Raw genomic sequence first — 11825 nt, 5'->3', positions numbered from 1 at the left:
TAATCTATAAAAACTTACAAAATATGTAAAAGAGAAATGAATTAGAAAATGTGTTTAATTAGAGAATTTGCCAATTGGATAATAAGATAGTTTTTGTTTTAGTATTTATAAATTAAATGGTACTTTGGTTCATGTTTTGACACACAATAAACTTGGAAATGTTCGAATTACAAAAGGAAAAATACTTAGGCAACACCAAAAATATTTTCAACAATCAGCAAGGAATTGCAGTTGTTGAAACGGAGTATAAAAGTAAAGTTTATGAAGGCTGGCATTCACACAATAATGCGCATATAACACTTTTCCTAAAAGGCGGAACTACCGAAAAACGGAAAAACTTTAGTGAAGTTCTAGGGCCAGGTTCACTTTTATTTTATCATAGTGATGAAATGCATCTGAATCACGAAACCCTTTTTCCGTCTAAAAACATTAATATTGAAATTGAAGAAAGTCTTTTGAAAGAACTTCAACTTTCAGAAGCTATCATCGAGAAATCGGTACAAAACTCAACATTATCCAAATTTTTGATTTTGAAGATTTTTAAGGAATGTCTTGTTGCCGATACTTTTTCCAGCGATACCATTACGATGTTATTTGCACAATTAACCCATTCGAATGCTCATTTAGAAAGATTTGAAAAAAGCCCATTTTGGGTAAAAAGTTTAAATGAATTATTGAATGATTGTTGGAATGAGAATCCAAATTTGCATGATTTAGCCCAGGTTTTAAATTTAAATCCGATTACGATCTCGAAACATTTTCCTAAATATTTTGGCTGTACTTTGGGCGAATACATGCGAAGAATCAAGATAAATCGTTCGCTTTCGCTGATAGAATCCAACAAAAGTAATTTAACAGAAATTAGTTTTCAATGCGGATTTTCAGATCAAAGCCATTTTATAAGAACATTTAAAAATCAAACGGGATTTTTACCAAAACAATTTCAAAAATTGTAACAGGCAAATTTCATTCTATTTTTTGGTTTTAATGCAATCTATCTTTGCTTCAACTTAAATACCTAAAACCAAAATGGAAGTTCAAACTCTTACCACAAAACAAAAAATATTTAATTTTCCGTTAATCAAAATTATATTGGCGCTGATCGTTTGTCTTGCTTTAATAAACATTGGACAAGCAATTGCGGCAAAATTATTATTGATGACGCCCCTTGATAAGAATTACAGAAATCTCATTAAAGGAATAATTGTTTCTGCTCTGGCTGTAACCAGCTACATTGTTTTCTTTAAATATTACGAAAAAAGACAGGTAACCGAATTCGCTTTAAAAGGAATTGCCAAAAATTTAATACTTGGAACTTTTATTGGAATGGTTTTACAATCGCTTACCATTTTAGTTATTTATCTAAATGACGGTTATACTGTTCTTTCTGTAAATCCTGTTTCGTTTATTATCATTCCGCTTACTTTGGCTTTTACCGCCGCTATTATTGAAGAGATTTTAGTTCGTGGTATTCTTTTCAGAATCATGGAAGAAAAACTGGGAAGCTATATCGCTTTATTTATTTCGGCTGTAATTTTTGGAGCTTTGCATTTGGCAAATCCGGGTGCTACATTAATTTCTGCTTTGTGTGTTGCTATTGAAGCTGGTGTCTTATTAGGTGCAGCTTTTATGTACAGTAGAAATTTATGGTTTCCGATAACGATTCATTTTGCATGGAACTTTATGCAATCCGGAATTTTTGGAGCAATAACATCAGGAAATAAAAAAGTAGATAGTTTATTGGTTTCCAAAATTGAAGGCTCAACATGGATAACCGGAGGCGAATTTGGTCCGGAAGGAAGTATTCAGGCCATCATATTTTGTTCCATTGCATCAGGCATATTACTGTTTTTATGCCATAAAGAAAATAAAATAGTTCTGCCTTACTGGAAGAAAAAATAGAAATCACTTAAAAAGAAAATCCCGATAACTATTTATCGGGATTTTCTTTTTTATTTCTGCTAAAGATTTATCGTAACCAATTGCTTCCGAAAACTATATAATAGGCCCAATCTTCATTTCCTTTTGCGACATCTACTCCCATTCGGAGTTTAAATTTTCTGGCTATTAAATACCGAAAACCTGTTCCGTAACTGTAAACAACAGGTTTGGCAAAAGCCTGGTCCCAATCGTCAAAAGCACTTGCAAGACCACCAAACCCCATTAGACTCCATCTTTTGTACAAATCCCAGCGTAATTCAACTTCGTTTACAATACTGGAGTTTCCCATATAACGAGCAGTTGGAATTCCTCGTAAATTAATTCCCGGTTTTAAATAAAAAGGAGGATTTCCAAACGCGTGCTCTCCTTCAATCCTCAAACCACCAATTAATTTGTCTGTTATAGGATAATAGCCAATCGCCGATAAATTGACACGCCAGGCATTATAATCGCTACCTATTGCTTTATCTGACCAAAAGAAATCTGATTGAAGACGTATTCCTTTATCGGGCGTAAATATATTGTCACGCCCGTCAAATTGAAGTGCTCCTCCAAGCTGACTTACCGTACTTTTGATATCACCAGGCTTAACAAATGGGGGAGGAAGATTAAAATCAGGTAAATTGATTTTAGAATTTAAAAATAAATATTGGGGACCTGCGCTCCATTTTGCATTTCTAAATTGTTTTAACCATTGTGTATAAAAAACCGAAGACCTAAAGTTCAGTTTAAATTCCTGGTCGTTTCCAGAAGGCAAATTATTAGCGTAGAATGACAGATTTATATCTCCATAAGCCGCTCCAATGCGATATAATATTTTTGGTTTAACCAAAGTTGCAGAACGAAATGCTCCGACCATCCAGCTATCATTTGCGGTGTACATTCCGAATCCTCCTGTTATATCCGGATTTATAAAACGTTTTTTACCGTCTTCATCGATTACAGGAGCTCGTTTTTTAAGAAAAATTGGAGCTAAAGCGCCTCCAAATCCTCCTAAAGCCGGTTCAGATATAATGGCAGGAACTACAAGAAAACCATTTGCATAAATGAGAAAATTACTTAAGTCGATCGCGCCATCAAGAGAATCTTTGAAGCGCATATTTGTGTTTGTTTTTTGTCCGATCATAACTGTGTATGACAGGAGAAAGCAAACCAAAGTTAATCTCGTTTTCCAAGTAAATTTTCTATGAGACAGGTGCGTTTTTTTCATTTTGTCAGATGTTTTTCCTTGTAAATTGTAACTCCGTTTTTTTTAAACTATTCTTTTTTAAAGCTAAATATATGAGCCAGTGTCAGGAAAAAAGTATTTCCCTGAAAACGATTTACGGCTCCAAGTTCTGAAACCCAACGCAAACCTGCCGAGGTTTTACAACCAAGATGAAGATAATTTACCTCAGCACCTAAAGCTCCAACCCTGTCTTTGTCTGGTTCAAGCACCAGAGTTCCTACAGGTATTTTATCATTAGAAACTTTATATTGCAGGTAATAAATTAATCCTGCATTAAGAATTCCTTTTGGAGCGGTTTTTTCTGCATTCATCATATAAAACGTTTTGCCCAAACCTCCTTCAATACTCAAAATATCACCCGTTTTTATATCGGTATCTTTCTTTTTACCATTTAACTCATAAGCTGCTACTGCTGAAAAATGAACTGTTTTTTTATCGTTAAAGAATAAAGTAGTTCCAGCTGAAAATTCGTTTATAAACATTCCCAAGCCACTATTATCACTTGCACCCAATTCATATCTGCCTGTAGGAAGGTAGAGCTGGTAACTAAAAACAAAATCGGCTTTTTTATGATGCCATCCTAATTGAACAGGCTGCACAAGCATATCTGTAAAAGCAAATGGACTTTTTGAATCGACATAACTTCCCTGAATAGTGTTTGAGGCAAAAGCAAGCAAAATTGTTGCTCCGTAATTGGCACCCAAAATCTTAAAATCGGTTACATAATTTGCTCCAACTCCTGTTAAAAACATATTTATATCAGGGTTCGCAATGGCTTTATCTCCATCAGCATTTCGTAATGAACCTGCTTCATAAAAATAACCCGGTACATATACACTCAAAACATTTTCTGGTGCCTGAGTTCCAGCCTGAAGTCCGGAAGATCCAAGAATATGACCGCCTTTAAGTTGCGACTGTCCTGCAAAAGATGCTAAAAGGGATAAGAGTGTTATTATTGATTTTATTGTTTGTCTTTGTATAAATTTCGTTTTCATCATTTCTGCTTTAAAAATTAATAAGACCTAACAAACATCTTTCACAAACTTTTACTTTTCAGTTTGACGATTGCTTTAAATAATAAGTAGTTGTTTTTTCAGGATTGATTCTAATTACTTTGAAATATTCTGAAGGTGATTTTCCGGTATGTTTGATGAAAGCTCTGAAACAGGTCGTTCTTGATTTAAAACCAGATCCCCATGCCATTCCTTCAAGAGATAAATCTTTCCACTCAGGGTCGTTTATTTTATCTTTGAAATATTCAATTCTCTTCAGGTTTACATAATCCTGAAAATGGAGGTTAAATTCAGAATTTATTAAATTAGAAAGATGATGTACTGATATTCCTGTTTCTTCAGCAATATCCCGAATCACTAAATCTTTCTTCAGAAAAAGCTCTTTTGACGCAAAGATGCTTTCTAATTTGGCTAGATATTGTTGTTTTTTTTCTAATGTTAATTCCTTTACTAACGGCAAATTATTTTTTGTTTCATTTGTTGAAACGATTATCAAGTGATTATTTTCCTGATCAAAGTCAAAATTTTCATTTATTTCATTGCTGGTATTTACATTGTCTATTTCACTTGCATCATAGAAAATTTGTGGTTTAAAATAAAGCCAGCCTACTGTAAAAACAAGCACTGAAGAAATCAGGATATAACAGGAGAAGTCGATACTATCAACCCGATTCACTAAAAAATAATGTACAAAAAGGGTTGAAAACAAAAACAAAATCATCAAATTATAAAAGCGGATCCAGCTTAAAACTTTTATTCTGTTAAAGTGATTTACTTTGAATTTTTTCAAATCATAATTCAAAATCATCATAGTCTGACAAAAAGCATACATCAGCCAAATCGTTAGACTCAGCATCGAAAACGGACTCTTTATTTTCATCGAAAGATAATTGATGACTGGGAGATCAACATATCTATCCACCCATACAATTATTGTTAAACTAAAATAAAAGATAAAAGGTAAGAAATGCAACCAATCGTATTTTCTAAATATTTTATCTGAAAATAAAACACTTCTTACATATAAAAAAGCGGAAGGAGCAACTAAAAATATAAAGGATTTTGTGATCATAAACAGATCAGGAAAAGGTTTAAAAGTATTGGCCGATAAGTAAAAATTATAAATGCTCACAACAGCGAGACTAAACAGAAACAGCCCTAAAAAGAAACTCTTTGAATAGTTTTTCTTTGAAAAAAGGACCATAAATGACGTCGCAAAACCAACTATCGTAGCTATAAAAAAGAAAAGAGAAAGTACTATATCGAGCATAATTTCTGGCTTAAATTTTAAAAGGTATTTCTTTTAAATAAAATCTAAAAGAACAGACTTGGGGAGTCATTAAAAAGGCTATACTTATTTGCCGAAACAAATAAGTAAACACCTTTATACATTAAATTTATAAGCTATAAAACTTGTCAACTATTTTTTATTTTTTGGCTAATCCCGGAGGGAAACCTTCTAATATTTTTTTAATTGCACCATTGATAAATTCTTCCGGATTATCAGGTTTGCTATCAATTTGAGCGTTCCCAATTCCTTGCCAAACCAGCTTACCGCTTTTGGTAGATACAATATCAATAATTAATGAACCATCTACATAATCATAAGAATTAAATGTAGTTGAGCCACCGCCCATCATGGCGCCACCACCCCAATATCCGTACGGACGGTACATACCTCCATAACCATAGAAATTAGTATCGGCTGTTACTTGTGTTTTATTTTTTAGAATGGATACCGCATTTACTTTTAAATCCGGATTAGAAGATGATTCTGTAAAGCCTTTTGCAGTCATTTCGGCACGAATAGCTTTCGCAACACGATCTACATTAAGCTGATTTACCTGACCTTCCTGTGCTTTTAAGTCATAAACAGTGAAAGTTCTATATTCGCCAAAATTAGCAGAATGGTCATAATCAGTAGTCACTTTTACAGTTGGAGAACAGCTGTAAATCAATCCCAATATGAAAAATGGAATTATACGAAGATTCTTTCTTTTAATATTCATTTTGTGGTATTTAAATTAATGATTAAATTAGTTTAATGTGAAATTATTAAAATGCTGATCAAATCCAGTATGAAGGGCAAATCATGTTAAACAATTGTCAAATAAACACAACTACTTATATAACAATTCCTTACCACACACTCAAAGATAAATCATTTTGTTTAATTAACATAGCAGTATGGATAAAATTCTTACTTATTTTAAAGGTGTCTAATTTTTTTTCATTTAAAGCACCTTAAAGCCTATATCATTATTTTTCTGAACAACAACATAACTATCCTTTATCATCTTTTGAGATTATACTTCGTCTGAAATTGGTAACCTCCCTTCTTTAATTGCTTCCAGCATTTTATAGTAATCCGTATCATTCTGATTGGCATATGAAATAGAGAATTTTGCAATGGCATTGGCAAATTCATTTCCTTTTCCAAGGTATCCTGATAAGACTGAAGGATCTCCGGTACGTGCATGCGATCTTGCCAGCGCCCAACCACAAGCTTTTGCATAATCTGCCATGTTCTTGGCTTTCATAATTTCAAGAACCGGTTTTACTTTAGCATCACGAAGCTGACGGATATAAAAAAACTTATCTTCACTATCATTTGTCCATCCTAAAAACATATCCGAAGCAGACTGCATCAACTTTTGCCCTCTGACAATCCGCTCGCCCTGGTGACTATATTTGCCTTTTGTTTTTACATGAGGTTCCAGTACACTTTGTCTGGCTTCTTTAAACTGTAAAAAAATAGGTTCGCCTGTAGCTGACATCAACAAACTAATACCGCAAAGTGTTCCTACACTTCCAACACCCACCACTTTTATGGCAAAATCATGTAGAGCATATCGACTCAGTAATACTTTTTTTTCGTCAGATAGTGTTTCCAGATATCTTTTATGAATAGTTTTAGCTTCACTTTCCAGTCGTTTCCATTCATCTCCTGTTGGATGAAAAATCAAAGGTGGATCATCTTTTATTCGCGCACGAGTACCTTCCAGATAAGTCATTTTTGCAAACTCTTTTTCGTGAGCTGTAAATTCTGATGCTTTTTTTAATCTTCTTTGTTGAAATTCTTTTAGTTCTTCATCATCTCCTCTTTCGATAAGTTCCGCAAGATCAATATCAGCATACCAAATTTGTAGTGCCGATAATTGACTGTATTCCAACATATGTCTTTTGTAACTGTCGGCAACATGCCAGGCAAATTCTTTACAGATTTTATTCGAGAATTTTTTCCATCTTCCGGCAATTACAAAACTTGTTGCTAATCTTTTAATATCCCATTCCCAAGGACCTGGGAAAGTTTCATCAAAATCATTTATATCAAAAACTAATTTTCGTTCGGGAGTTGCAAATCCTCCAAAATTCATCAAATGGCAATCACCGCAAAGCTGAATCTCAATTCCTGTATTGGGTGTTTTTGCTAAATCTGCAGCCATAATTGCGGCGGTACCTCTAAAAAATGAAAACGGACTTTCCATCATTCGGCTGTACCGTATTGGCACTAGATTTTCCATTCTGCCGATACTTGTTCGAATCAGAATTTCTACCGGATCTTCCCGACTTTCCAACGGATTCCATTCTGCATGACTTGAGCGGGGCACCAGCTTTCTAATCTCAACCCCTTTTTCAAACCGTGCCGCTTTTGATGCTGCCGGATTAAATGAATTCTCGTCTGTATCTGCAAATTTCTCAGTCATAAAAAATGTTTTTGAAAAAAGATTAGATATTAAAACAGTTACTATTTCACTTCCTTGATATCATCCATTTTCCAGCTTTTGTCAAAATAAGCGGTTGTTGGTCCGTAGAAACGCATATAAGTAAACCAATGTTTTCCTGGTAAAGTCTGCACCCAATTTTTCTCTTTTCCTGCAGGAGCTTTTGGCCCGAAATACAAATCAACAGAACCATCGGTATTTTTTATCAAATCCTTACGGGAAGATAAATCACCGCTTTGTTGTGGATTATCAATTAAACAACGTGTAGCAGAATCATAAACCGTAATCGACCAAAAATTAACTGCTGGAGGATTTGCAGGAACATTTAACGTATAATTTTTACCTCCATCTAGCCAATTTCCCTCATTGTCATAATATGATCCTAAATACGCTTGTCCAACGTTTGGTGTTTTGGTAATCATCGCTTTAGAATATCCTGTTGCCTCATAGAAATAAGAGGCGCGCTCAAAAAATTCGTCATAATTTTGATCACGCTGTGATGGATTTGTAATAATCATCACATAATCCCATTTTTTATCTGGCCAATGTTTTACATCCGCAAAACGTTTACTAAACGAATTCGCCATCGCCATTTGCTGTCCTTTTTCGGCAGCAGCAATTAAAATTTTCTTCTGCCGTTCATCGGGAGCAAAAGGTTTTCCTTTTTCGATACCTAAATTTTTAAGCCAGGCCATAAAAAATCGATCACGATCTTCAACAGGCTCACTTTGTAAAATAGCATGAAGTCGTTCCCAGTATGCAATTCCTGTTGGTTGATTTCCTAACCATTTTTTCCCTGCCGGCGGACTTACTATTTTTGTTGCCGTAGGGTTAGCACGCTGTGCGTAGGGATAAATCTTGACTTTTTTTACAATATCTTCCGTGGATTTTGGATCCGGATCCAATGAACGGATTCCAAAAAACATATTCATCGTATTACAAGGAACGATAAAATATCCGGCTGGTTTTAAATCTTTCATTGTAGGTGGTACTAACAAATATTTTCCACCTTTGCCTTTATCCGGCCCCATTTCACCGATTACTGCCTGCTCACGTTGCCAGAAATCTCCAAGCCCGCCAGCAGTATGTCCAGCAGGCATTTCAAGAACTGTAGGCCCATTTTTAGCCAAATCAATAAATGACATTATATAAGGTGTTGTTCCATTGGCAGTAAGAATACCTAATCGATCGTTATATGTGTTATAAAAAACAAGATCGTTACTAGTAGCCTTAAATTGTGTATAATGTACATTCTGCCATTCGGCAAAAGTTACAATTGGCAATGCCCATAAATAACATTGCGTTGCCTGCTGAAAGTCCATTTCGTCAAACAGTTTCGGAATAGACTCTTTTGAAGGCAATTCTCCATCCATTTTTATTTCAGTTCCAGATGATGAAATCGAAGATGTATTTTCTGCTGAAGTTGTCGCATCTTTTTTGCATCCAAAATTTAATATTAGAGAAGTAAAAACGAGAACGATTAGATAACTATTTTTCATAATTATAAATTTTTAAATTTGAAATGTCTGTTTATTTCACTTCCTCAACATCATCCATTTTCCAGGCTTTCTCAAAAAATTCTTTTTCCGGACCATAGAAACGAGCCAGTAATTCAAATTTTCCTTTTGAATCTGTCGGAACCCAATTCGATTCTTTTCCTGCCGGAGCTTTGGCACCAAAATAAATATCTACAGAACCATCACTATTTTTTTGAAGTCCCGGCGTTGTAGAAGCACGGCTGGAATATTTCATTCCCTGAATAAGAGCATGTGTTTCACGATCATATGCTGTAACAGACCAATATAATTTTACTGGAACTTTTGCAGGCAAATGAAGTTTGTACAATTTTGAACCATCAAATTCCTGCCCATCTTTATCTTTAATAGTCATTAAATAATATTGACCCGTTCCTAGTTTTTTGGCACTAAAATAAGCCATCGAATAACTAATTGCTCTTTCGTCAATTGGGTAAATATTTGGAGCCAGATAATTTGACATAATTGCTTTAACTACATCTTGCGAGGCAGGCAATGCCCAATTTGTTCCTTCATAAAATGGAGGAGTAAAGATTTTTTCATACTTACTATCAATCCAGCTATGTGCATCTTTAATTGCTGCATTTAAGATTTCCTGTTTTCTGGTATCGGCCTGAAAAGTTTTTCCTTTTTCGATTCCGATTGTTTTTAACTGATCGATCATTGCTAAATCTCTTGTCAGCCAAGGTTCTCTTTGAATAAATTGATTTAGAATTTCAAAGAAATGAAGGTCGTACGGAATTGTGTTGCTAAATGAAACATTGATCAAATCTACAAAGGTTGTTTCCGGCGGATTATCGGCTTCAGAAAGCGGATAAATTTTTACTTTTTTCCCATAATCGACTGCTCTTTTAATGTCGTTTGGACTTCCGTCAGTAAGATTGGATCGAAGAATAGCGTAACCTGTATATGTAGAAGAAGGCATTGGAATATAGCCTAATGGAATTGCTTCTTTGTAATTTGGCGGCAAAATAAGGTATTTTCCTCCCTTACCTTTATCTACTCCGGCAGGGCCAATATCTTCTATAGCTGTCTGCCATCCATCGTCTAAACTTCCCGTTAATGAAGAAACTCCTTCAACTGCCGGAATTTCTAAAACGACAGGCCCTTGTCTGGTATCATAAAGCGGATTGATATAAATTACGTCAGGATTTGGAGTCAGCGTCTGATTTTTGGAACTGATTAATCCTGACCAATAAATAATCTGATTATAATCTCCTTTTACTTTTATCAGACTTTCATGCAGCAACTCCGAATTAACAGCAGGCATTCCCCAAATAACGGCTTCGATGGCACGGTTATATATTATTTGTTCGTCAAAATTGGCAGGTTTAAAAGCTGTTACTTTCGTTGTATCTGTAACTTCTACTGTTTCATTTTTTGTTGTAGATTTAGTACAAGCTACCAAAGAACCGATTATTAAAAGGGCTAAAATTTTTGATTTCATGTTTTGTTTTTTAATGATGAAAGAAACTAACCAAACAATTTTACGAACCTGGAAATATAAAAGATACCACCGCTCTTAATCCCCAATCTGGTCTTATGTCTGAATGGCCTACAATTGGTATTAAAGGCATAACAGCAAATTGCATGGTCTGACCTCCTAATTTGGTAATCGCACCAACATTTGGACTTAGTGTAATTAGGGTTGTATTTCCCTGCCAGTTTTGCGTAATTTCTGAACTAATACCTAAACTTGCGCCACTTTTATAACTATGCGTTAGAAATATTTGAGTGTAAAACTGATTGAAATCTGCTCTTTCAGCATTTCCTGCTACAGACCAAATTTGATTGGCTAAAAAACCTATAGAAAGTCCTTTTCCCTGATGCATTACCAGAACGCTTGGTCCAATTCCGAATTTTTCTGTACCTAAAAATTTTTCTGTGGCGGTTGGCACTAAAAAAGCAGGGCCGACACCTAAAATAATTCCTTTGGTTTTAGGAGCAAAAAAAGCTGTTATTGTTGCGTCACTTAAACCAAACTCATGTGTGTTTTCGCCAGTAACATCCTGTTGATCTACAACAGGAAGAATATAACGGGTAATTAAATTTAGATTATCACTTAATTTAAAAGGAATAACAGGTTGTATATTTATTTGGTATTTTGAACCATTATAAGGACCAATCCCGTAAGTAAGATTATTTTGCAGCGGGACACTAATTAGACTCGCAACTGGATTTGCCAATTTATCGGCGAGTTCTTGTGCACTTGATCCAGCTTTTGGTTCTTCTTGAGCAAAAGCTGCAAAATTTAAAAGAAAAAAAAGCGTGACAAATAAAAATTTAATTGAAGTGGAAGATACTTTCATGATTTTTTCTTTTTTGATTTTTAATTTATTCTAAAATCAAAAAAAGAAACAACTTTTATAAGTTGAAAAGTTGT

At 34.5% G+C, this 11825-nt stretch carries 10 protein-coding genes; 2 read left to right on the top strand and 8 right to left on the bottom strand.

What is annotated here, in order from left to right:
• Positions 1–158: 158 nt before the first annotated feature.
• Both AC1RRN_RS16170 and AC1RRN_RS16165 read left to right on the top strand, forming a co-directional pair.
• A complete protein-coding gene (locus AC1RRN_RS16170) occupies positions 159–956 on the top strand; it encodes a helix-turn-helix transcriptional regulator (protein ID WP_492968290.1) in 798 nt (265 codons plus the stop codon).
• 73 nt (positions 957–1029) lie between these two features.
• The gene (locus AC1RRN_RS16165; RefSeq protein WP_492968289.1) at positions 1030–1902 is read left to right on the top strand and encodes a CPBP family intramembrane glutamic endopeptidase; all 873 of its coding nucleotides are present in this window, start codon (positions 1030–1032) and stop codon (positions 1900–1902) included.
• A 67-nt stretch (positions 1903–1969) separates the two neighbouring features.
• On the opposite strand, the gene AC1RRN_RS16160 is transcribed toward AC1RRN_RS16165, so the two are convergent.
• The 8 genes from AC1RRN_RS16160 to AC1RRN_RS16125 form a co-directional block, all read right to left on the bottom strand.
• Positions 1970–3040, bottom strand: a complete 1071-nt coding sequence (locus tag AC1RRN_RS16160) for a BamA/TamA family outer membrane protein (RefSeq protein ID WP_492968288.1) — start codon at positions 3038–3040, stop codon at positions 1970–1972.
• Between the two features lie 158 nt (positions 3041–3198).
• Entirely contained in the window at positions 3199–4164 is a 966-nt protein-coding gene (locus AC1RRN_RS16155) for a SphA family protein (protein WP_492968287.1), read from the bottom strand.
• A 58-nt stretch (positions 4165–4222) separates the two neighbouring features.
• A complete protein-coding gene (locus AC1RRN_RS16150) occupies positions 4223–5062 on the bottom strand; it encodes a helix-turn-helix domain-containing protein (protein WP_492968286.1) in 840 nt (279 codons plus the stop codon).
• A 547-nt stretch (positions 5063–5609) separates the two neighbouring features.
• Positions 5610–6191 (bottom strand): DUF4136 domain-containing protein, encoded by a 582-nt coding sequence (locus AC1RRN_RS16145; protein ID WP_492968285.1) that lies wholly within the window; start codon positions 6189–6191, stop codon positions 5610–5612.
• A gap of 297 nt (positions 6192–6488) precedes the next feature.
• Positions 6489–7889, bottom strand: a complete 1401-nt coding sequence (locus AC1RRN_RS16140; RefSeq protein ID WP_492968284.1) for a DUF2252 domain-containing protein — start codon at positions 7887–7889, stop codon at positions 6489–6491.
• A gap of 41 nt (positions 7890–7930) precedes the next feature.
• Positions 7931–9406 carry a DUF1254 domain-containing protein gene (locus AC1RRN_RS16135; protein WP_492968283.1) on the bottom strand — a complete coding sequence of 492 codons (1476 nt, stop codon included), beginning with the start codon at positions 9404–9406 and terminating at the stop codon, positions 7931–7933.
• A 31-nt stretch (positions 9407–9437) separates the two neighbouring features.
• Positions 9438–10889, bottom strand: coding sequence for a DUF1254 domain-containing protein (locus tag AC1RRN_RS16130; protein ID WP_492968282.1), 1452 nt, complete (start codon positions 10887–10889; stop codon positions 9438–9440).
• A gap of 40 nt (positions 10890–10929) precedes the next feature.
• Entirely contained in the window at positions 10930–11751 is an 822-nt protein-coding gene (locus AC1RRN_RS16125) for a hypothetical protein (protein WP_492968281.1), read from the bottom strand.
• Positions 11752–11825: the final 74 nt, after the last annotated feature.

The organism is Flavobacterium sp. GW821-FHT11G01 (assembly GCF_058808175.1).
The sequence above is the reverse complement of the archived record's forward strand: the minus strand, read 5'-3'. Positions and strand labels throughout refer to the sequence as shown.